This is a genomic window from Arthrobacter sp. M2012083, assembly GCF_000281065.1.
Classification (GTDB): Bacteria; Actinomycetota; Actinomycetes; order Actinomycetales; family Micrococcaceae; genus Arthrobacter.
The window spans coordinates 18,961-39,814 of the sequence record NZ_AKKK01000030.1; the positions used below are offsets into that span (position 1 = coordinate 18,961).

Sequence of the window (20,854 nt, forward strand, 5' to 3'; positions counted from 1 at the left end):
CTCTCGTTCCCGAGGGGGCCGGCTAAGCGTGCCGCTCCAACATGAACTGGATTTCCCCGTCCACGAACGTTCCGAGGACCCTGCTCGCGGCAAATTCGTCCGGACCGGTTGCCAGGGGATCGAGTTCGAACGCCGTGAAATCGGCGCGCTTGCCCACGGTGATGGAGCCCGACACGTCCCACTGACCTGCAGCTTTCGCTGCGTGGGAGGTGTACCCCTCCAAGGCTTGGCGCGCTGTGAGGGCCTGGGACGGTGCGATGGGTTCCTGCTCCGGATGGCCCGAACGACGGCGCAACTGGGCGTCCGCGATGATTGGAAGCGGTTCGTAGGGTGCGATCGGCCAGTCGGAGCCGATACCCAAAGCCACTCCGGCGTCGCGAAGATCGCGGCAGCGCCATGCTCGCTCCGCGCGCTGCGCGCCGAGTCGGGTAGACCAGTTGTCGCTGTGATCGGCAAGTGAGTAGTGGGTGCAATGGGTCGGCTGCATGCTGGCCACCACGCCTGCACCCTTGAAACGTGCCACCAGATCATCGGGCACTGTTTCGATGTGTTCAATCCTGTGGACGGTACGGCGCAGGACGTCAGCAGGAACGTCGGTTCGCAGCGATTCCAGGGCCTCCAACACATGGTCTACACCGGCATCGCCGATAGCGTGCGTAGCAGTGGGGATACCGCGGGAGGCGAAGTACCGGATGGCGGCGGAATATTCTTCGGGCCGCGGCCAGAACGGCGCAGTGGATTGGCCATGCACATCAGGTTCGTAGAGCCAGGCTGTTCCGTTGTCCACGGTGCCATCGACGAAGAGTTTGATGGCTTCAATGGACCAGCGCCGGCCACCTGTGCCGATGCTGCGGGCCATTTCTTTCCATTCGGCTTCACCACTGCCCGGCATGCACCACGGCGCGGCCCGAAGGCGCAGCGGGAGTTCGCCGTCTGCCTCCAATGCCTGGAAGAGTGCGGTGGATTCCTTACTGTGGTCCATGATGTGGCCGCCCGTCAGGCCCGAGCGGGCGAAATCCCCAAGGAGCCCGGCAAGCCGTGTTTTGCGTTGGGCGAAGGACTCTTGCGGGATGTGGCGCTGCACCAATTCCATGGCCGCAGCCTCGAGGAGGAGCCCGGTGGGAACGCCGTCTGCGTCGCAGACCACCTCGGAGGCTTGGTCGAATTCGAACCGGCCATGAATTCCGGCCAGTTCCAAGGCGCGGCTGTTCGCCAATGCCGAATGCCCATCAAACAACCGGATGAACGCAGGCTGGTCCCCGGAGACTCCGTCAAGCACACTCCGATGCAGCGGTACTGTTCCGAAAGCGTTCGGGTTCAATCCCCATCCACGCAACCAGCCGCCGTCGTGCGCTGCTTCTGTCCCCAGAAGTGTGAGGACTTCATCCAGCGACGTAGCGGCCGCGAGGTCGGCACCGATTGTCAGATCCAAACCGAACACCGGGTGGATATGGCAGTCCACCAATCCGGGCGTGAGCGTCGCGTTACCGAGGTCCAGCACCCGTGTGTCGGTCTGTTGCCAGTCCCTGGCCTCCTGGCGGCTGCCGACGGCGGCGATCAATCCGCCGCTGACGGCGACGGCCTGGACAGGCTGGCCGTGGTGTTGCCCATCCATCGTGTGAACGGTGTCGGCAAGGACGATGAGGTCAGGAGTCATGGGTTTCAAAGCTTCCAATTCGGGAGAAGACGGCGGGACGGGTGGTGCGCAGCCTGCGGGCGATCAGCAATCCCGCAAGGAATACAACGGGCGTGACCAGCAGCAGGATGGTATTGGTTGGCGCATCCGCAAAGGTGAGGAGTTCGATGTTGATGGCGATCAGTGCCACCACGCCGAACAGCAGGATGGCTGAGGCCACGCTCAGGGGAATGAGTAGACGGCTGGTGGCTGCGGCGGGGTTGCGCCGCAGGTACATGAACGCAGCTACCGACACGAGGCCTTGAAGGGCCACGATCCCAAAGATGCCCGGCGTGTTGACCCAGATCAGCAATTGCTTGTAAGGGTCCGCGCCGGCGACGGCGCAAATGATGATCACGACGGCGGCCAGGATGGTCTGGATCTGCCCGGCGCGATGCGGGGACTTGTACTTGGGGTGGGTCCTGCCAAGGAATGCGGGGAGCACGCCGTCTTTGGCGAGCATGTACACGTAGCGGTTGATGGCGTTGTGGAAGGCCAGTTGGGAGGCATAAACGCTGGTCACGATCAGCACGTACATGACTACTTCCGCCCAAGGGCCCACGTACTGGTTAATGGTGGCAAAGAACATTCCATCGGCCAGTTCGCCGGCGGCAACAACCACGTTTCCATCGCCGTAGGCCTGGATGACAGTCCACACAATGAACGCGTAGAACACGGACATGAAGCCCACTGCAATGTAGGTTGCCCGGGGAACGGACTTGTCAGGATTTCGTGCCTCGCGGCGGTACAGCACGGTGGACTCGAAGCCCATAAAGGCTGCGAAGCAGACAGCCAGGATGGCCAGGACACCCGGAGTGAAAGCATGCTCGGGGGAGAACGAGGCGAAACTGATGCCTTCAGCGCCGCCACGTGCAAGGATTCCGAAGCCCATGATGGCCAGGATCGCAGTCTCGGCGATGAGCAGGACGCCAAGGACCTTCGCACCAACATCGATGCCCCGGTATCCCAGGAACCAGACGGCCGCGATGGCAACCAAAGCGACGGCAGGCCACGGCACGTCCCAGCCAAAGAGTGCGAGGAGCATGGCTTGGGTTTGGACGGCGAACAGTCCGTAGACGCCGATTTGCAGGCAGTTGTAGGAAACGATCGCCAGGATGGCTGACGCGAGGCCCACGGTTCTGCCCATGGCCAAAGTGATGTACGTGTAAAAGCCGCCGGCGGCTTTGACGTGTTTGGTCATGGCCATGAAGGAGACGGCGAAGATCAGCAGGACCGCGCCGGCAATGGCGTAGCCCATGGGGGCGCCTATGCCCCCGACGCCGATGGCTACAGGTGCCACGCCGGCCATCACCGTGAGGGGAGCTGCTGCGGAGATCACCAGGAAGGCGATACCGCCGGTGCCAATGGCGTTGCGCTTGAGCCCATTTCCGGCGTCTGCTGCCGGAGGTCGGGTTTCGAGGTCAGACATGGGGATCCTCTGGGGTTTATGGGGAAGGGAGTTTTCAGGAGAAGCCGAACATAAAGCGAAAGGCTTTCGTTTATCGTAGGTCCTTGTGACCCCGCGCACAATACCTCGACGCAAACTTCTGGCTAGAGTCGTAACAACAACCTTGAATGGAGACACCCGTATGGCACGCCCGCTGGTCCCGCTGATATCGATTGATGCGCTCGTCACCGCCGCCCTGGAACTGGTGGACGAGGCAGGGGACTTCAGCCTGCCAAAACTGGCCAAGCGCATCGGCGTGAGCCAGTCCTCCATCTACAACCACGTCAGCGGGCGGGAGGAGATCCTCGAGCTCATGCGTGGCCGGATCATTTCCGAGAGCCCCTATGTCCTGGAGGACGAACGGGATTGGGAGGCCTCACTTCGAGCCATCGTCCGGAGTTATCGCGACGCCTTCGCACGGCACCCAAAACTCGCGCCCCTGCTGGTACTCCAAACTGTTCAGGACGCCCAAGTCATGGCACTCTACGAGAACCTGGCAGTGGCGCTCGAAGCAGCAGGATTCCAAGGCCGGGATGTGATGTCAGCGATTTCCACCATTGACAGCTTCGCCCTGGGCTTCGCTTTGGACCTGGCAGCACCCGACGTCGTCTGGGCGCCACCTGCGCAGGGGTACCCCGCCCTCACCAGCGCCTTGGCACACGCCGGACCCACTGATGAGCGAGGCGAAGCAGCCTTCGAGTTCGGCCTCGAGATCCTCATAGCCGGACTGCATTCCCGTCTTCAGTCGACGGTGCTGTGAATCCGGCAGCTCCGGGATTCTGGAAGATCCCTTGAATCTCGCGCAAGATTGGTGGGACGCGGTGGTCCGCGGCTTCACCGACACGCACACCACCGCGGTGCCACTATCTGCCCTGCTGGGCATCCTCGCGTGCGCCGTCGTCCTGAGCATCCCTCGTGCAACCTGGAGGTGGTTCGGCCTCTACGTCACTTTCGTCCATGAGCTGGGGCATGCCTACGCCGCACTTATGACGGGACGCTTTGTCCATGGGCTCCGAATCGGCCTCGACCATTCGGGGCGTCTTGTCAGTAGTGGCCGGAGCGCTTTCGGGGCAGCGTGGTCCGGGTTCTGGGGCTACCCCGCGCCGGCCGTGGTTGGCTTGTGCCTGATCGCCGCTTTTGCCTCTGGCCGGTCCGGCGCGGCCATGTCCATCGGGGCGCTGATCCTGCTGGTTTCTCTCATCTTCCTGAGGAACCTCACCGGCATTCTGGTGGCAGTGTTGAGCGCTGGCATCGCGCAGCTCCTGATCCTGTTCGCGACGCCCACGGTAGTGAACTATGTAGTCCTGGCGCTCGGTGTCGCCCTATCCGTAGGCGGGGTCAGGGATCTGTTCAAACTGGCCGGCGTGCACACCCGACGCCGCGACCGCTTGGCTGCCTCTGATGCCTTCATTCTTGGCCGCACCACCGGCGTGCCGGCATTCGTCTGGTTGACCGGATTCACGGTGGTGATCACTGGATGCGCCGTAGCATCGGTGTGGCTGCTGTGGGGGATACTCACCGTTTAGTGCCGTCGTTGACCGGCGCTCCGGGGTCCGACGCCGATACTCCGGGTTTCGTCGCCGCCAGGCCTTGCCCTGTGGTTGCTTCAGGGTGTCCAATCCTCTTTAACGTTCGAACTGGATGTGTTCGGACACCGTGCCGGGAGACAACACCAGGAGGTGCCCATGTCCGCGAAGGGCACGCGCGAAACAGCAAAAGGAACCGGGCCTGGCGCAACCGACGCCAGGCGCGGTGACAACGGAGCTGCCTTGACCGCCGGCGATCCGGCGAAAATCCGGAACGTGGCACTCGTCGGGCATTCGGGCGCAGGCAAATCGATGCTGGTGGAGGCCTTGCTGGCCGCAACAGGTGCCATCACCCGGATGGGCTCCATCAGTGAGGGCACCACTGTCAGTGACTCGGACCCCTCCGCGATCCACCAGCAACGCTCGGTCACGTTGTCCGTAGCACCGATTCTTGTGGGGGATATCAAGGTCAACCTGATCGACACCCCCGGCTACACCGACTTCACCGGCGAACTGCGCGCTGGTTTGAGGGCCGCAGATGCGGCCCTTTTCGTTGTGTCCGCTGTTGACGGAATTGACGGTGCCACCGTTGCGTTGTGGGGCGAGTGCGAGAAGGTCCGGATGCCTCGCGCGGTGGTAGTCAGCAAACTGGACCATCCCCGCGCTGACTTCAGAGCCGCCGTCGCGCGTTGCCAGGAAGCGTTCGGTGAGGCAGTCCTGCCGTTGTATCTCCCAGCCGTGGGAAATGCCGGACTCATCGGCGTGCTCCACGGCACTGAGAATGAGGACCTGGAACCGGCTTCGGATGTCGAAGCAGCCAGGGGACCCTTGATCGAAGGCATCATCGCTGAAAGCGAAGATGAAACCCTCATGGACCGGTATCTTGGCGGTGAAGAACTGCCTCTTGCAGACCTCATCAACGACCTTGAAACGGCAGTGGCACGGGGCAGCTTTTTCCCAGTGATGCCGACGTCGGCCGAAACGGGCCTGGGCCTGCCGGAACTCATGGCACTGTTGACCGATGCCTTGCCATCGCCGTTGGAACGCATCACCCCGGCGGTGATGAAACTGGACGGGTCTTCACTGAAGCCGTTGCCTTGTGACCCCGCCGGGCGACTCGCCGCAGAAGTAGTGCGAACCACCGTGGATCCATTCCTCGGCCGCGTCTGCTTGGTGCGGGTCTTTTCAGGCACCCTGCGGGAAGACTCTTCGATCCATATCGGCGGCAGGGGCTTGGCGGACCGGGGGCATGAAGACCACGACGCCGATGAGCGCGTCACCCATCTCTACTCGCCTGTGGGTTCGAGCCTTAAAGCCATTCCGAAGTGCGTTGCCGGTGACATCTGCGCCATCAGCAAGCTGGCAAGCGCGGAGACAGGCGACACAGTCTCGGACCGGGGGGCGCCGATACTCATCGAGACCTGGAACATGCCCGAGCCTTTGATGCCCGTAGCTATTGAAGGGGCATCGCGCAGTGATGAGGACGCACTTGCCAAGAGCATCGGAAAGGTTGCAGCAGCCGATCCAACGCTTCGTTTGGAACGCAACCAGGACACGCACCAGCTCATCCTGTGGTGCATGGGGGAGGCCCACGCCGAGGTTGTCCTGGACAGGCTGCGGAACCAGGGCGTCAAACTACAGACCGTGGATGTCATCACGCCCCTCAGGGAAACCTTTGCCACCAAGGCAACCGGGCATGGGCGGCATGTCAAGCAATCCGGTGGCCACGGACAGTTCGCCATCTGTGATATTGAGGTGGAGCCACTGGCCCGCGGTGAGGGTTTTGAGTTCACTGACAAAATCGTGGGCGGGGCAATCCCCGGGACGTTTGTCACATCCGTCGAGAAGGGCGTCCGCTCACAAATGTTGAAGGGTGTATCCGCCGGATTCCCGGTGGTGGACATCAAGGTAACGCTGGTAGGTGGAAAAACCCACAGTGTGGACTCCTCCGACGCAGCCTTCCAGGCGGCCGGCGCGTTGGCCCTGAGGGAAGCTGCGGCCACGGCCAAGATCCAGTTGCTGGAACCGGTCTCGTCCGTTGTCATCAGCGTTCCCGACGACTACGTGGGCGCCGTGATGAGCGATCTGTCCGGACGCAGGGGTCGTGTAACCGGCACCACCGCCGCTGACGGTGAAGGAACGGAAATCAGTGCCGAAGTGCCGGACCAGGAGCTGCTGCGCTACGCCATAGAACTCCGTGCCCTCACTGCAGGCACGGGCCGTTTTCGCAGGTCGTTCCTTCGCCACGAACCTCTGCCGAAGCAGGCCTAGTCGTTTGCCCGCAGGAAAGCAGCAACCGCCGGGGCAAGCGACGCCCCAACCTCGGCCGCCCCACGTTTCAGGCCCTTCACCGCGAACGAATGGTCACCGCCCTCACTCCACTGGAGTGTCGCCGTCGGGCCTATCCTCGCCACTACCGCCTCCAGCAGTTCCGGCGTAGCGAACGTATCGCGCGTGCCTTGGAGGAAGAGCATGGGCACAGTGACGCCGTAGAGGTGTTCATCCCGCAGTTTCTCCGGCTTGCCAGGTGCGTGGAGCGGATAGCCGAGGAACACCAAGCCCCTTGCGGGCATGCCCTCGGCCACTGCCATGGAAGCCATACGTCCACCGAAGGATTTACCCGCTGCCCAAAGGGGTTCACCTTGGCCTAGCTCAGCGGCTTTGTCCATGACTGCCCGCCAAGTGGCGATAGCCAGCGGAGGGCGGTCCGGAAAACGCCTGCCAGCTTCGCGATAGGGAAAGTTGAAGCGCAACGAGGCTACGCCTTCGCCTGCCATCGCATCAGCGAAGCCCTCCAGGAACGGGTGTTCCATTCCGGCTCCCGCCCCGTGTGCTACAACAAGGGTGGCGAAGGGCTGCGGGGGCCGGATGTGGAGGGCTGACACTTCGGTTTCACCGACGGCAATGGTCACGGATGTTTCAGTGTTTGGCATGCTTCCATCATTGCCCACCACACCAAAACACATCGGGTGCTGACGCGCAGGGCCTAAACGCGGTAGCTTGTGGCCATGGCGAGCGAAGCAAGCACCGTTACTGTCCCTGGTCCTGACGGCCCCCGCGAGGTGAGGATTTCAAGTCCAAGCCGGGTGATGTGGCCTGAAGCTGGACTGACCAAGCTGGACCTTGCCAACTACCTCATCGACGTCGGTGAGGCTTTCGTGACGGCAAACGGGAACCGACCGATCAGCCTCCAGCGCTACTCGGGCAGCATTGAAGGTGAAATGTTCTTCTCCAAGAATCCGCCCAAGGGCGCCCCGGAGTACGTCCGTTCCGTGCCTGTAACCTACCCCAGCGCGCGTTCACACCCGCAGTTGGTCATCGACGAGCCGGCGGCTGCGGTCTGGGCAGCCCAAATGAATACCGTGGTGTTCCACCCTTGGGCGTCCCGGGCCAATGATCCCGATAATCCCGACCAACTCAGGATCGATCTGGATCCCCAACCAGGCACAGACTTCGACGACGCCATCCCGGCCGCCCTGGAACTGCGCTCCGTACTGGAAGAAGCCGGACTCACGGCGTTTATCAAAACCTCCGGCAACCGTGGACTCCATGTATATGCACCTATCCATCCCAAGCATGAATTCCTGGATGTCCGCCATGCAGTGATCGCTGCTGGACGCGAGTTGGAGCGGCGCATGCCGGAGAAAGTCACTACGGCTTGGTGGAAAGAAGAACGCGGGACCAGGATTTTCGTGGACTTCAACCAAGCCAACAGGGATCGGACTATCGCCGGGGCCTACAGTCCCCGTGCGGTACCTACGGCACAGGTGTCCTGCCCGTTGACCTGGGACGAACTGGAGAACAGCGATCCTTCGAAGTACACCATCAAGACAGTCCCGGAGCGTTTGGCTAAAGTAGGCGACCCTTGGAAGTCCATGCACGACCACCCGGGCGACATCGACGTCCTGCTGAAGTGGTGGGAGCGCGACGTCAAGAACGGTCAGGGCGAAATGCCTTTCCCGCCGGAATTCCCCAAGATGCCGGGCGAACCCATGCGCGTGCAGCCGAGCCGGGCACGCACGCCGGAGGAGTAGGCCGGAGAAACTGCAGCGGGAGTGTGTGTGCCGCGACGTCCAGCGAGGGGGATCCAGACTACCGCATTCGCATGCGGCCGGTTTCTTGGCGGCATGGTGCTCAGCGGGTTGGTGCTCAGTGGCTGCACGGAAACCCCGGCACCGCTTCCGCTCCCGCCCACCACCGCCGTACCGCCACCACCAACAATTCCTCAACCTTCGTCGACGGCACCTCCTGCCGGCCCCACGCTCACCACGTCGCCGGTGCCCGCGGAGAGCGCCGCTACCACCCCTGCGTTCCAGGAGCTCCGCGCCACTCTTGAGCTCTTCTCGCGGGAGAAGTTGGACGAAGGGGCGTCGGCTGTCCTCATCAAAGCAAAGGTCGGCCGGCAGGAGTGGACGCTGGCAGAAGGAGTCCGGACCAGGGAGGAACAAGCTGCTGTACAGCCGGGTGACCATTTTCCTGTGGGTGACCAGTTCCGGACATTATTGGCAGTCTCCGTCATGAAGCTCGTGGAAGAGGGTCGGCTGGGGTTGGACGACTCCGTCACGGCGTACCTTCCCGGCTCCCTTACGGCAGGTAGTCCGGTGACGATCCGCCAGCTTCTTGGCGACTCCGCTGACGTGCCTGCCGCTGACCTGGCCGCCGGCGCGCCGCCCGATGCGGATGCCTTGTTGGGCCGGGTGGTGGAGCAGCTTCGAGGTGCGCCGCTGGGGGCTGTCTTGCGAACGGACGTCCTGGCGCCTTTGAACCTTCAAGCCACGGAGTTCCTGACTGAGAACTCCACGGTCCCCGATGATGTAGTCCACGGTTACGTCCACTTGGAGGGAGAAACGGTGGATGTTACCGACACTGGGCTCCCGGGCGGGATCGCCAACGGAGGGCTGGTGTCCACTGTGGAGGACATCTCCATCTTCCAAGCCGCCTTGCTCAAGGGGCAGTTGCTGTCCCCGGAGGGCCTTATCGCCATGAAGGGCACAGTCTTTGCCGACTATGGCCTCGGCCTGGACCACTGGGATGACCGCTGCACCAACGGCTTCTACTATGGCCACGCCGGAGACATCCCCGGGTACGGAAGCATTGCCATCAGCAGCGCCGACGGCAACCGCCAGCTGTCCATTTTCCTGGCCTACCCGCCGCAGCCTGTGTCGCCCCAACCTTCAGCCTTGGCACTGGAAATGACTGGCGTCGCACAAGTCGCCCTGAATTCCGGGTGCCGCTTCCAATTCAGGTGAGTGGCAGCAACAGTCCGGCGATTATTCGAAGCGTGAGGGATCGCCCGTTCCGTAGCGGACGACCTCGGCCACGCCGCTGGAAAAGTCAATCACGGTGGTTGGCTCTGAGCCGGTGTCGCCAGCGTCGATGACGCCGTCAACTTGGTTGTCAAGGCGCTCCTTGATTTCCCAACCCTGGGTCAACGGTTCTTCCTCATCCGGCAGCAAGAGCGTGCTGGATAGCAGGGGCTCGCCCAGCTCGGCCAAGAGCGCCTGGACCACCCGATGATCCGGGATGCGCACTCCCACGGTTTTCTTCTTGGGATGCAGGAGCCTCTTGGGAACTTCGCGTGTGGCCGGGAGGATGAACGTGTAGCTGCCTGGGGTGACAGCCTTGATGCTCCTGAAGATGTCATTGTCCAGCATCACGAACTGCCCCATCTGGGCGAAGTCCTTGCACACAAGGGTGAAGTGGTGCTTGTTGTCGAGTTGCCTGATGGTCCTGATGCGGTCCAATGCTTCCCTGTTGCCTATCTGTGCGCCGAGCGCGTAACAGGAGTCAGTAGGGTAGGCGATCAAGCCGCCGCCTTGAAGCATGTTCACCACCTGGCCGATGGCGCGTGGTTGGGGGTCCTCAGGGTGCACGTCAAAGAATCTGGCCATGGAAAGAGCCTACGACAAAGCTAGGACAGGACGTCCTTGTTGGAGAATTTTGCGTAGGCCAGCGCGCCGCAAACCGCTATGTACCCCGCTTGGAGGAGTGCGTTTTCCCCAAACGATGTCCAAGAGATCGGCTGCCGCAGCAGATCCGCAAAGCCGAGCCAGTAGTGGCTGAACAACCACGGATGCAGCCACTCCAGCTGGGGGAGGTTGTCGAGCACCTGCGAGACAACAGAGAGCACTATGGTGGCAGCCATGGCGCCCACCGGCACGTCCGTGAAGGTGGAGATCAGGAGCCCAATAGCGGAGAGCCCCAGCAGGGACACCGTGATGTAGGCGGCGATCAGCAATGATCTCAACGCCGACTCGCCCACACTGACGGTGTCACCTGACAGCAGAGTCACCGGGCCAACAGGGAAAAGTACGACGCCGGCCAGGGCGCCGGACGCTGCGACGGTTGCGGTAGCGGCGAAGCAGAAAGCGACGGCCCCCGCATACTTCACCAGCAGCAGACGTATCCGCCCGGCGGGGGCGAGGAGCAGGTACCGCAAGGTTCCCAGGTTCGCCTCCCCGGCGATGGTATCCCCGGCCACCACGCCGACAGTAAGTGGCAGGAACAAGGGAACACAGACCACCAAGGCAGTGACCGCGACGAACAGGCCGTTCTGCGTGATGCGGTCAAGGAACAATGGACCGCGGCCGGGAGCGGCGGGCCGCGACGACAATTTGACGGCCACAGCGATCAAAACAGGGACGGCCGCGAGAGCGATCAGCATGGCCCACGTCCGGAGCCGCCTGAACAGCACGGACAATTCAGAGCCCAGGAGCGCCCATCCTATGCCAGGACGCTCGGCAGTCTCCCGGGGAGGATCAGTCTCTTGGGAAGGACCAGCAGTTTCAGCCGACAACGTCGAACCCCTCCCCGGTCAGGGACACGAAACGCTCTTCCAAGCTCGCGTTCTCCACCGTGAAACCACGGACCCGGACACCGTCAGCAACCAAAGCAGCCACGATCGCCTCCGGTTCGCGTCCATTGATCCCGGTGCCCAACACTGCGGTGGTACCCCACGGACTGCCGGTTCCCGGCGCTTCGCCGGGGACCAGGCCAAGGCGCCTCAGCACTCGGGACGCCAATTCGACGTCGGGCGTTTGCACCACCACATGTGCCTGACCGGCCGCACCCAGCTCCTCCAAGGGGCCCTGTGCCACGAGGCGGCCGGCGCTCATCACGCCTACGTGCGTACACATCTGTTCCACCTCGGCAAGCAAGTGGCTGGACACGAGCACTGTGGTCCCGCCCGCGGCAAGGGAGCGAACAAGGTTGCGGACTTCACGGGTTCCTTGGGGGTCCAGGCCATTGGTTGGTTCGTCCAGAACCAGAAGCTCCCGTGGCCTGAGCATAGCGTTCGCCAAACCGAGGCGCTGCTTCATACCCAAAGAGTAAGCGCGGACCTTCTTTCCTGCGGCGTGGCCCAGTCCCACCCGTTCCAAGGCATCGCTGACACGTTGCCGCCTGGTTGACGACGACCCATGACGGTCGGCCGCATCCAGGCGCATCAAGTTTCCCGTCCCCGAGAGGAAAGGGTAGAAGCCCGGACCTTCCACCAAAGCGCCGACGTCCGGCAGCACGGATGCCAAAGCCTGAGGCATCTCCTTGCCGAGGACACGGATGTCACCGCTGCTTGCCGAAGCCAGGCCCAGCAGCACCCGGATGGTGGTGGTTTTCCCCGATCCATTCGGTCCCAAAAAGCCGAACACCGAGCCGCAGGGTACTTCAAGGTCAATACCGTCCACCGCCGACCGGTGACCGAACCGCTTGACCAGTCCGCGCGTTTCTATGGCGAGCCCAGGCGAACCGACGGGAGTCGCGCGCTCAGGTGCACTAACAGACGCTGCAGTCGGAGGTTTGTTCACTGGGCGGCAGCGGCTGACTGAAGCCGTTCCAAAGGCACCATGCCCGCAAAGACGCGACCGTCGTCGAGAATCAACACGTTCAGCAGCGAGGTCGTCAAGGCCCGGCCCCCGCCAACAGGCTGCAGGGCTTGGGATAGCTGGGGATTGGACGTGAGCTCCGCCGGAGCGGAACCGGCGGGCAGGGAGATCACGGAATCCCAACCCTTGCCAGTGACGGATGCGCCGGGACCGCGTACGTCAGGTGCCGGACGTACGTGATCGGGTACCGGTGCAGATGGCAAAGCCATGGAAGGCACTGGCTTCACAGGCAGTACTTTCTCCGTGACGGTGGCACCCGGCGGCGGGGTGAAATTGAACAACCCGGCATCCGGCGTGGAAAGGTCCAACTGGGTATATGCGAGTGAATAGGCTGGTTCGGCCTGTCCATTGGCCCGCACGTCAACGGCCAAAGGCAGACCGGTTTCGGAGTCGACGTTGATGGTCACCGAATCAACCAGGGTTTCGGCACTGCGTGGGTTAAGGACCAACGAGTAAGCGCTGCGGCCCGCTACTGTTGAAGACCCAGCAGCTGTCACTTCCGTGCTGGCATCCACGGCTGCAAGGAAACGGCCGGCTATAGCCTCCGGCGTTGGCATGTCCGGCGCAGTCATCTCCGGCGGGAGCATGGGTGGCTCGTGCTTGTCCGGCACGGTCGGTTTTACGGGTGCGGTCAGATGCGTAGCGCTGTTGTCCCTCGAGTTGTAGAACCAGGCATCTCCGCCATTAATGACCACGTCACGTTCGGCCATCCGGTCCAGAACTTGCAACCGTGCCCTCAGTGGCCCATCCACATAGAGCCGGGCCGTGTGGGACCCTGTCAGGAACTCCAGGGCAGAGACGGCGCCCGGGGCGATGCCCGGACCAGACGTGGGAACTTCCGGCAACCCCAGCTCGGCGGTTTGCTGCACAGTGCCGGACAACGCCCGCACCTCGGTGCGCGCAATCATGGCCAGGATTTCTTCAGCGGTCTTCGGCGGAAGGGAGACGCTGGCGCCGGCTTGGACCGAGCCAAACAGAACGGCAATCGCCAAGGCAAGAGGAATCAACAGAGCCGGCAGCCACCGCTGCCTGGTCCGCGCCAATGCTACCAACCACCGATCGTGAGAGGCATGAATCCAGACTACTCCGGTTGGCTGCGCCGATCACCTGCCCGATTACTCGTGGAACAGCCGACTTAGTCCTCAACCAGCTGCCGGGCCAGTTCCACTGCACCGTGGACCGGGGGCTGGGCAAGGATCCGGATCAAGGTCGGATCTTCCAAGGACATTTTTCGCGCCACGGCCGCGGCGAGCTGGCTCTGATTCACTAACAGGGCGCCGGCCATGACCAACGGCAGGTCCAATCCGAGCTCGCCCATGACTTGTCTGGCAAGCGTAGCCAGCGAGTGCGCGGCCTCTGCCTGGATACGCAACGCCGCGGGATCGCCCTCCGCTGCCAGGTCCAGGACAAGCGGGGCCAAGCCGGCCCAATGGTCGGGTTCGGGCTTGGCGTAGAAGGAGTCCATGAGCTGCAAGGCATCCACGCAGGCCGTAGCCGCCATGAGTGCTCTGACCAGGGTGCCGGGTTCCAGCCCCGCGTAGTACTCGCGGAGCGCCTCCCTGACGGCGTCGCGCACCACCGAGTAGCCGCCGCCTTCATCGCCCAACAGGTACCCGTAACCTCCGCTACGGGCTTCCCGTCCGTCACGGTTCCGGCCCCACGCCACAGACCCGGTTCCCGCAACCACCACGGCTCCGGCTTCGAGGCCTGCTGCCGCCAGGACAATTCGGGTGTCATGCACCACGTCGATCTTGGCGCCGGGGAAGTGCTCCGTGAGTAAGGCGGAGAGGACTGCGCGGCTTGCCGGGGTGTCTGCTCCGGCTGCTCCGGCACAGACGGCTTCGATGCCGCCGCCTACGCTAGCGGCAATCCGGCGCAGCACGGCATCGGCGCCTTGGTGCCCGACGGAGGACAGATTGGCGCTGGCTTCGGTGATTTCGACGCCGGAGCCACCCCGGGTGTCAACGTCGCCGTGTGGCGTATCGGACCTGACAGCGTGCGTCTTTGAGCCGCCGATATGGAGGCCTAGAACAGCGGGACTCACAGGATCTCCGCCGACTCGGGGGTGTTCCACTGCGGTATTTCCTCCAACTGACGTCCCTTCGTTTCGGGTGCGAACTTTCGGATAAGTGACGGTCTTCAGAAGCAGTTCCAGGGCGGGTTTAGACCAACTCGATCAACATTGGCATAGACCAATGGTGTTGTCCATAAGTAGGATGTCCAATATGTCCAGCGAAGTCGAGCATGTAACGCCCAAATACTACCTCCTGAAAACCGAGGTACTCGGGCTGATGGCCGGGCTCCAACCGGGCACGCTGATTCCCACCGAGCGCGCCCTAGCCGAAAAGTACTCAACGTCCCGGACCACGGTCAGGCAGGCCATCAGCGAGCTAGTGGCGGAGGGGAAGTTGGGGCGCATCCAAGGCCACGGCACGTTCGTGGCGCCACCTAAGGTGACGCACGTCCGGCAGTTGACCTCCTTTTCCGATGACGCGCGGACCCAGGGCCTGCGACCGGATTCCACACTGATTGCGCTCAACGTCCTTCGTTCTGATGCAGAGGCCGCCGCCCATCTGGAACTTGAGCCAGGCGACCCTGTGACCCGGCTGGAGCGCATCCGATTGATTGAGGGGGAGCCGTTGGCTCATGAGATCGCCTGGCTTCCGGGGAAGCTGCCGCGGTTCAAGTCCAACCTGGCCAAGGCGGGCTCGCTTTATGCCGTCCTAGCGGACGTCTATGGGGTCAAGGTGGCCGACGTTGAGGACACTGTGGAGACAGCCCTCGCAGGGCCGGAGGATGTCAGGCTGCTGGGAATCGAAATGGGAGCACCATTGCTGGTGGTCCACCGCTTGGCCCGTGATGCGGCCGGCGCGCCGGTGGAATGGACCCGCAGTGTATTTCGCGGCGACAGGTTCCGGTTTGTGTCGCGAGTGAAGTCAGGGAGCTAACCCGCCATCAGGAAACCGAAGCCCGGGCAGTCTCCCGCAATATACCTCGCACAAACTCCGCACTTGGTTCCGCATAGGCTGCAACGATCCTGCCGAACAAGGCAGTGCCCTCTGCTCCGGGCCAGTCCGCAGGCAGGTAGGCCGACGGTAGGCCGGGGTCAAGGTAGGGGATGATCCGCCATCGGTCGATGCACTGGACATAGGTAGCAAACGCCTCGGGGGAGGGCTCCATGGCTTGACCGTCAGGCCGCGGAAGCTCGCCCTTGCCGGTCCCGTTGCCGTTGGCGTGATGAAGAATGAAGTCCCTATGCAGCTCGGAGACTGCCTCCAGGTCCCACCATTTGGCCGCAGCATCCCGAAGGCTTCCGCCCACCAGTGGTGTAGCCGTGACGAAGATTGTGGCCATGGCCCGGAGGTCAAGGTCGGCAAGAATTTCCTCCACTTCCATCCGAAGTGAATCAGGGCAAATCCACAGTCCGGCGGCCACCGTACCGCAGCCGATCCAGTGCAGCCTGCGCCGCAGCTGATGCCGCTTCTCGCGCTCCGTCTCGGGGATGGAGAAGGAGATCAGGCACCAGGGATCCGACGCTGACATGCTGCGCGGGTTGTAAATCCGCCGATCCCCGCGGGCCAACATGGTTGCAGCGCCTTCGGTGAGGGTGAACCCGGGGACACCGTCACGGGTCTCCTGCAACACCACATCCTTTTTGCGGAGACGGCCTAGAGCCGTCCGTGTTACTGTCCCGGACGTGCCCAGGGCTTCCATGAGGGTCACTATGTCCCTGGCCGACATCCACCCGCCGGCATCACGCAGGTACAGGCCGATGACGGTGCGCAGAAGCGACGTCGTACTCCCGGGGCGGGAGTCCATGTCGTCGAGGACGGCACTCATGTCCGGCTCAGAGAAGTTCCGAGAGGACGTCGTGGATGGCTGCGACTCCCAGCTCAACCTCGGCGTAGCTTGTGCTCAACGGTGACAGCCCAATGCGTAGGCCATGAGGGGGGCGGAAGTCGGGGATGACACCCTTTTCCCACAGCCTTTTGGTGACATCGGCGAAGAGCGGGTGGTCCACCGTGATGTGCGAGCCACGTTCGGCGGGATTGCGGGGACTCACGATTTCCGCGCCAAGTGGTACCAGGAGTTCCTCGGAAAGCGAGATCGCGTATTCGGTCAGCTTGATCGACTTGTCACGGACGGCGTCCATTCCCACGGTGGCGATCAATTCCACCATGTCCTTAAGGGGCTGCATGGCCAACACCGGAGGCGTTCCCGTGATGAACCTGCGCATGCCCTGCGCAGGCTTGTAGGACTCCGTCATCCCGAACGGGTTGTCCGCACCCATCCAACCCCAGATGGGCTGCTGCAGCCGATCCTGCTGTGACGCATTAACGTAGGCGAAGGCCGGGGAGCCGGGTCCGCCGTTGAGGTACTTGTAGGTGCATCCGACGGCGAGGTCAACGCCCCATTCGTCCAGGTTCAGAGGAACGGAGCCAACGGAGTGGCATAGGTCCCACAGCATCAGGGCGCCGGCTTGGTGTACCTTGGCGGTGATTCCCTTGGCATCGGCCAGGAATCCGGAGCGGTAGGCCACATGGCTGAGTACAACCACGGCGGTCCGCTCGCCAAGCAGCCCGTCCAGGTCCTCCGCCCGCACACCGCTGGCAGGGTTCGCGTCGATCCATTTGATGCTCGCCCCGCGCTCCTTGGCAATGCCCTCGATGATGAACCGGTCCGTTGGGAAGTTGTCGCGGTCGATGATGATTTCGTCGCGGCCTGGCTGAGCGTCGACCGCAGCACGGATCATCTTGTAGAGCATCACCGAGGTGGAGTCACCCACTGTGGTCTGTCCCGGAGCGGCCCCCAAGGCCACTTCGCCGATGCGGTCGCCGACGACGGTGGGCTCGTCCATCCATTGCTCATCCCAGCCACGGATGAGGCGGCTGCCCCAGGCGTCCTGAACGAAAGAAGCCAGATTCGCGGAAGTGACCTTGAGCGGGCGTCCGAGTGAGTTGCCGTCCAGATATGAGGCGAGCAGCTCGGCGTCGGGCGCGTAAAAAGCCTCACGCTGGGCGGCGAGGGGATCAGCGGCGTCCAGCTCGGCCGATGTCGGCTTTTGGGTCTGCTGTGCTGTGGTCATTGTTCCTCCTGCGGAAGTCTTGGGCGGCAGTTGCCGGGGCGGCGTTGCTAGTTGCCGATTTCGGTTCGGACGGCGTACAGCTCGGGGAAGAACGTAAGGTCCAAGGCGCGCTTGAGGAAGTCCACGCCTGAGGATCCGCCGGTGCCCACCTTGAAGCCGATGGTGCGTTGGACCGTTCGAAGGTGGCGGAAACGCCACGCTTGGAAGTTGTCCTCAATGTCCACCAGGTCCTCGCAGGCTTCATAGAGGCCCCAGGGGGTATCGTCCGATTCGTAGATCTTCTGGAAGACGGGGACGAGATCTTTGCGGAACGTCCACGGTTCGCTCGTGTCCCGGTCGAGAATGTCGGCAGGGATGTCGTAACCGGCGCGCGCGAGAACCCTGAGGAAGGCGTCGTACAATGTGGGTTCCGCAAGGAGCTTGCCGAGCAGAGCGTGAGCCTCAGGTTCACTTTCGAAGACGCGCAGCATCCCACGATTCTTGTTGCCGAGCAGGAATTCAACGCCACGGTATTGGTAGGACTGGAAGCCGGACGAGCTCCCCAGGAAACCGCGGAACTGCGCGTACTCACGGGGTGTGAGCGTTCCAAGCACGGACCATTGCTCGGTCATGGTGCGTTGGATGGCCTTTACCCGGGCGATGCATTTGAGCGCCTTGCCGAGGTTGTCGGCATCGAAAAGCCGGCGGGCTTCCAGTAATTCGTGCAGGACCAGCTTCAGCCACAGCTCACTGGTCTGGTGCTGGATGATGAACAACAACTCATCGTGGTGTTCGGGTTCGCTGAGGGGGTGCTGCGAGCTGAGCAGGCGGTCAAGGTCCAGATATCCGCCGTACGACATTGCATGCCGGAAATCCGTACGGACAGTGTCCTCTATATCCCGGACGCTTTGGGCGGAGTGGACTGTGGGCTTTTCCATACACCGAGATTATCACTTCCATGACGAACGTCAAGAGATTGATTTCCACTCATTTCGTGTTGTCCCGTAGGCTGATGCCCAACCATTGGGGAAGGGGGAGTGGCCATGAACTCCAGCCAAGGCGCCATCGTGCCGGTGTCCGTTTATCTGGATGTCGACGGCGTGGTGAACCCCTTCAGCCCCAGTGGAACCACTGACTGGGGTGGCGAATGGACCATCGCAGATGCAGGAATTCTCGATGTCGCTTATGCGCCTGAAGTTGTTGCCGAACTCAACGACTTGGCGGAGCACCCCGCAGCCCGATTCGTGTGGCTTACTACGTGGGAACGCCTGGCCCCCGAGTTTTTGTGCCCTGCCATCGGCTTGAATGGGCAGGACTGGCCAGTGCTGTCCAGCCAAGGCTGGGACGAAGGTGCCGAATGGTGGAAATTGACGGCGCTCCAAAAGGATCTGGCCACCGCCGGTAGCGAGCGGTTCATCTGGCTTGACGACCAACTCAGCCAGGAGTCCGATGCCCGATCCTGGGCCGAATACAGGCAGGATCGTGTGCTCTGCATCTCACCGGATCCGCGGAAGGGTCTGTCCCGCGGCGACCTCGCGGCCGTACGGGCGTATTTGGGCTGAACCGGAGCATCCGCACGTTTGTCCGCTCACCGGATGGCACGTAGGATTCTTAAGGTTTCAAGCCCGCCAGAGTGAATCCCGCAAGCCGAGTCAGTTGAACAATTGCTGAACTATGCTGTGGATGGCAGGTATGGGGAAGTGAAACTGCTGAACGTCGACGACTCTGCAGATTGGGCAACAGGTGGATATCACCTTCATGGTCGCGCTGGTAATAGCGTTGGCCCTTTTCTTTGACTTCACCAACGGGTTTCACGACACTGCCAATGCGATGGCTACGCCTATCGCTACGGGGGCGATCAAGCCCAAGACGGCCGTCGCCCTGGCCGCCGTGCTCAACCTTGTAGGCGCGTTCCTCTCCACGGAAGTGGCAAAGACCATTTCCGGTGGACTGATCCGGGAAGGGTCGGAGGGCATCCACATCACCCCGGACATCATCTTTGCCGGTCTCATGGGGGCTGTTCTCTGGAACATGATTACCTGGCTCAAGGGCCTGCCGTCGAGTTCCTCGCACGCGCTGTTCGGCGGCCTCATCGGCGCAGCAGTTGTGGGCATCGGCTTCCATTCCATCAACTTCGAGACCGTGCTTCAGAAGGTGATCCTGCCCGCTATCTTCGCGCCACTCATCGCAGGCCTCGTGGCGTACATCTGTACCCGCCTCGCGTATGCGTTGACTTCGCGGCATGATCCCGAAACCGGCGACAAGCTCACGCAGAAACGTGGCGGCTTCCGCACCGGACAGATTTTCACGTCAAGCTTGGTGGCCTTGGCGCACGGTACCAATGACGCCCAGAAGACCATGGGCATCATCACTTTGGTCCTCATCGCAGGAGGCACGCAGGCACCGGGCAGCGGTCCCCAGTTCTGGGTCATCGCCGCCTGCGCTTTCGCCATCGCGATCGGTACCTACGCTGGTGGCTGGCGCATCATCCGCACTATGGGCTCGGGCCTCACCGAAGTGAAGCCGGCTCAGGGTTTCTCCGCTGAAACCAGCACCGCCTCGGCCATCCTGGCCTCATCTCACCTGGGCTTTGCCCTCTCCACTACACAGGTTGCCTCGGGCTCGGTCATCGGCTCAGGCCTCGGCCGCAAGGGTACATCCGTCCGCTGGGGCACCGCAGGAAAGATCGCCCTGGGATGGTTGTTTACCCTCCCGGCCTCGGCCATCGTCGGTGCGCTGACAGCTCTCCTGGTGAGCATCGGCGTCGTTGGCGTGGTCATTGCAGCAGTGGTCGGAACGGCCGCTGTCCTGTTCATGTTCGTGGTATCGCGTAGGTCGCATGTCGGCCACCACAACGCCGTCGAGGTTGAAGAAGCCGGCCACGCCGTGCGGTTCCGTAAGAAGAAGAAGTCACGAAAGACCACCACCAGCGAGGATGTGCAGCGATGAAATGGTTGGAATTGCTGCAGGTGGCCGGAGTCACCCTCGTGGCCGCCGTTACTTTGGTCGTGCTCTATTCGTTGGGTGTTCGCCTCACGGCCATCGCCGGTGACGCCAGGCAGAAATCGCCCGCTTTGGTGCGTTCGCTTGCCTTTGTTTGCTTTGGTTTCTGCGCACTGGCAGTCCTGTTCGGCATCTATTTGATCGTGCCCTACTTCGCAAAGTAGCTGCCTTTCTAGCCGTCAGGTCCGTTCGGGAGAATAATCGGCAGTGTAGTTATGCACATAGCTGCGTTGTTCTGATCCGGCAGATGTGAGGTTG

20 protein-coding genes are annotated in these 20,854 nt (G+C 62.5%); 9 read left to right on the forward strand and 11 right to left on the reverse strand.

Annotation, left to right across the window (positions count from 1 at the left end):
• Positions 1-22: 22 nt before the first annotated feature.
• Complete coding sequence (locus A477_RS0114465; RefSeq protein WP_017199680.1) at positions 23-1,657, reverse strand: amidohydrolase; 1,635 nt, start codon at positions 1,655-1,657, stop codon at positions 23-25.
• Positions 1,647-3,104 (reverse strand): APC family permease, encoded by a 1,458-nt coding sequence (locus A477_RS0114470; protein WP_017199681.1) that lies wholly within the window; start codon positions 3,102-3,104, stop codon positions 1,647-1,649. The genes A477_RS0114465 and A477_RS0114470 overlap by 11 nt, the downstream gene beginning before the upstream one ends.
• Before the next feature lie 160 nt (positions 3,105-3,264).
• Here A477_RS0114470 and A477_RS0114475 point away from each other — a divergent pair, with 160 nt between their 5' ends.
• From A477_RS0114475 to A477_RS0114485, 3 genes are all read left to right on the forward strand, one after another.
• A complete protein-coding gene (locus tag A477_RS0114475) occupies positions 3,265-3,882 on the forward strand; it encodes a TetR/AcrR family transcriptional regulator C-terminal domain-containing protein (protein WP_017199682.1) in 618 nt (205 codons plus the stop codon).
• A gap of 31 nt (positions 3,883-3,913) precedes the next feature.
• On the forward strand, positions 3,914-4,648 hold the full coding sequence (locus A477_RS0114480) for a M50 family metallopeptidase (RefSeq protein WP_017199683.1): 735 nt from the start codon (positions 3,914-3,916) through the stop codon (positions 4,646-4,648).
• 159 nt (positions 4,649-4,807) lie between these two features.
• Positions 4,808-6,919, forward strand: coding sequence for an elongation factor G-like protein EF-G2 (locus tag A477_RS0114485; RefSeq protein ID WP_026005645.1), 2,112 nt, complete (start codon positions 4,808-4,810; stop codon positions 6,917-6,919).
• On the opposite strand, the gene A477_RS0114490 is transcribed toward A477_RS0114485, so the two are convergent.
• Positions 6,916-7,581: an alpha/beta hydrolase family protein gene (locus A477_RS0114490; RefSeq protein ID WP_026005646.1), complete on the reverse strand. Its 666-nt coding sequence runs from the start codon at positions 7,579-7,581 to the stop codon at positions 6,916-6,918. The two genes, A477_RS0114485 and A477_RS0114490, sit on opposite strands and share 4 nt — an antisense overlap.
• Positions 7,582-7,656: 75 nt before the next feature.
• On the opposite strand from A477_RS0114490, the gene ligD reads away from it, so the two are divergent.
• Positions 7,657-8,682 (forward strand): non-homologous end-joining DNA ligase, encoded by a 1,026-nt coding sequence (ligD, locus tag A477_RS0114495; protein WP_044568902.1) that lies wholly within the window; start codon positions 7,657-7,659, stop codon positions 8,680-8,682.
• 93 nt (positions 8,683-8,775) lie between these two features.
• Positions 8,776-9,897: a serine hydrolase domain-containing protein gene (locus A477_RS0114500; protein ID WP_017199685.1), complete on the forward strand. Its 1,122-nt coding sequence runs from the start codon at positions 8,776-8,778 to the stop codon at positions 9,895-9,897.
• A gap of 21 nt (positions 9,898-9,918) precedes the next feature.
• Here A477_RS0114500 and A477_RS0114505 read toward each other — a convergent pair whose 3' ends face one another.
• From A477_RS0114505 to A477_RS0114525, 5 genes are all read right to left on the reverse strand, one after another.
• Positions 9,919-10,539, reverse strand: a complete 621-nt coding sequence (locus A477_RS0114505) for an L-threonylcarbamoyladenylate synthase (RefSeq protein ID WP_017199686.1) — start codon at positions 10,537-10,539, stop codon at positions 9,919-9,921.
• A 20-nt stretch (positions 10,540-10,559) separates the two neighbouring features.
• Positions 10,560-11,444: an ABC transporter permease gene (locus A477_RS0114510; RefSeq protein WP_017199687.1), complete on the reverse strand. Its 885-nt coding sequence runs from the start codon at positions 11,442-11,444 to the stop codon at positions 10,560-10,562.
• On the reverse strand, positions 11,434-12,450 hold the full coding sequence (locus A477_RS0114515; RefSeq protein ID WP_017199688.1) for an ABC transporter ATP-binding protein: 1,017 nt from the start codon (positions 12,448-12,450) through the stop codon (positions 11,434-11,436). Before A477_RS0114515 ends, A477_RS0114510 begins: the two co-directional genes overlap by 11 nt.
• Positions 12,447-13,571, reverse strand: coding sequence for a LolA family protein (locus A477_RS0114520; RefSeq protein WP_017199689.1), 1,125 nt, complete (start codon positions 13,569-13,571; stop codon positions 12,447-12,449). The genes A477_RS0114515 and A477_RS0114520 overlap by 4 nt, the downstream gene beginning before the upstream one ends.
• A gap of 92 nt (positions 13,572-13,663) precedes the next feature.
• Positions 13,664-14,602, reverse strand: a complete 939-nt coding sequence (locus A477_RS0114525) for an N-acetylglucosamine kinase (protein WP_017199690.1) — start codon at positions 14,600-14,602, stop codon at positions 13,664-13,666.
• Positions 14,603-14,744: 142 nt separating this feature from the next.
• On the opposite strand from A477_RS0114525, the gene A477_RS0114530 reads away from it, so the two are divergent.
• On the forward strand, positions 14,745-15,476 hold the full coding sequence (locus A477_RS0114530) for a GntR family transcriptional regulator (protein ID WP_017199691.1): 732 nt from the start codon (positions 14,745-14,747) through the stop codon (positions 15,474-15,476).
• A 7-nt stretch (positions 15,477-15,483) separates the two neighbouring features.
• Here A477_RS0114530 and A477_RS0114535 read toward each other — a convergent pair whose 3' ends face one another.
• Genes A477_RS0114535 through kynA form a run of 3 tightly spaced genes read right to left on the reverse strand, consistent with a single transcriptional unit; the run spans position 15,484 to position 18,531 of the window.
• The gene (locus tag A477_RS0114535) at positions 15,484-16,368 is read right to left on the reverse strand and encodes a PaaX family transcriptional regulator (protein ID WP_017199692.1); all 885 of its coding nucleotides are present in this window, start codon (positions 16,366-16,368) and stop codon (positions 15,484-15,486) included.
• Positions 16,369-16,375: 7 nt separating this feature from the next.
• Positions 16,376-17,614, reverse strand: a complete 1,239-nt coding sequence (locus A477_RS0114540) for a kynureninase (protein WP_017199693.1) — start codon at positions 17,612-17,614, stop codon at positions 16,376-16,378.
• A gap of 47 nt (positions 17,615-17,661) precedes the next feature.
• The gene (kynA, locus tag A477_RS0114545; protein WP_017199694.1) at positions 17,662-18,531 is read right to left on the reverse strand and encodes a tryptophan 2,3-dioxygenase; all 870 of its coding nucleotides are present in this window, start codon (positions 18,529-18,531) and stop codon (positions 17,662-17,664) included.
• Positions 18,532-18,636: 105 nt separating this feature from the next.
• Here kynA and A477_RS0114550 point away from each other — a divergent pair, with 105 nt between their 5' ends.
• The 3 genes from A477_RS0114550 to A477_RS0114560 all read left to right on the forward strand — a co-directional run bounded on the left by A477_RS0114550 (position 18,637) and on the right by A477_RS0114560 (position 20,760).
• The gene (locus A477_RS0114550) at positions 18,637-19,155 is read left to right on the forward strand and encodes an HAD domain-containing protein (protein WP_017199695.1); all 519 of its coding nucleotides are present in this window, start codon (positions 18,637-18,639) and stop codon (positions 19,153-19,155) included.
• Positions 19,156-19,336: 181 nt separating this feature from the next.
• Positions 19,337-20,542 (forward strand): inorganic phosphate transporter, encoded by a 1,206-nt coding sequence (locus tag A477_RS0114555; RefSeq protein WP_017199696.1) that lies wholly within the window; start codon positions 19,337-19,339, stop codon positions 20,540-20,542.
• Entirely contained in the window at positions 20,539-20,760 is a 222-nt protein-coding gene (locus tag A477_RS0114560; protein ID WP_017199697.1) for a hypothetical protein, read from the forward strand. Before A477_RS0114555 ends, A477_RS0114560 begins: the two co-directional genes overlap by 4 nt.
• Positions 20,761-20,854: the final 94 nt, after the last annotated feature.

Coding starts and splice junctions, on each gene's coding strand:
- A477_RS0114470 (WP_017199681.1), bottom strand. CDS start 3,104: ATGTCTGACCTCGAAACCCGACCTCCGGCAGCAGACGCCGGAAATGGG.
- A477_RS0114490 (WP_026005646.1), bottom strand. CDS start 7,581: ATGCCAAACACTGAAACATCCGTGACCATTGCCGTCGGTGAAACCGAA.
- ligD (WP_044568902.1), top strand. CDS start 7,657: ATGGCGAGCGAAGCAAGCACCGTTACTGTCCCTGGTCCTGACGGCCCC.
- A477_RS0114500 (WP_017199685.1), top strand. CDS start 8,776: ATGGTGCTCAGCGGGTTGGTGCTCAGTGGCTGCACGGAAACCCCGGCA.
- A477_RS0114550 (WP_017199695.1), top strand. CDS start 18,637: ATGAACTCCAGCCAAGGCGCCATCGTGCCGGTGTCCGTTTATCTGGAT.
- kynA (WP_017199694.1), bottom strand. CDS start 18,531: ATGGAAAAGCCCACAGTCCACTCCGCCCAAAGCGTCCGGGATATAGAG.
- A477_RS0114475 (WP_017199682.1), top strand. CDS start 3,265: ATGGCACGCCCGCTGGTCCCGCTGATATCGATTGATGCGCTCGTCACC.
- A477_RS0114505 (WP_017199686.1), bottom strand. CDS start 10,539: ATGGCCAGATTCTTTGACGTGCACCCTGAGGACCCCCAACCACGCGCC.
- A477_RS0114530 (WP_017199691.1), top strand. CDS start 14,745: ATGTCCAATATGTCCAGCGAAGTCGAGCATGTAACGCCCAAATACTAC.
- A477_RS0114535 (WP_017199692.1), bottom strand. CDS start 16,368: ATGAGTGCCGTCCTCGACGACATGGACTCCCGCCCCGGGAGTACGACG.
- A477_RS0114540 (WP_017199693.1), bottom strand. CDS start 17,614: ATGACCACAGCACAGCAGACCCAAAAGCCGACATCGGCCGAGCTGGAC.
- A477_RS0114485 (WP_026005645.1), top strand. CDS start 4,808: ATGTCCGCGAAGGGCACGCGCGAAACAGCAAAAGGAACCGGGCCTGGC.
- A477_RS0114560 (WP_017199697.1), top strand. CDS start 20,539: ATGAAATGGTTGGAATTGCTGCAGGTGGCCGGAGTCACCCTCGTGGCC.
- A477_RS0114465 (WP_017199680.1), bottom strand. CDS start 1,657: ATGACTCCTGACCTCATCGTCCTTGCCGACACCGTTCACACGATGGAT.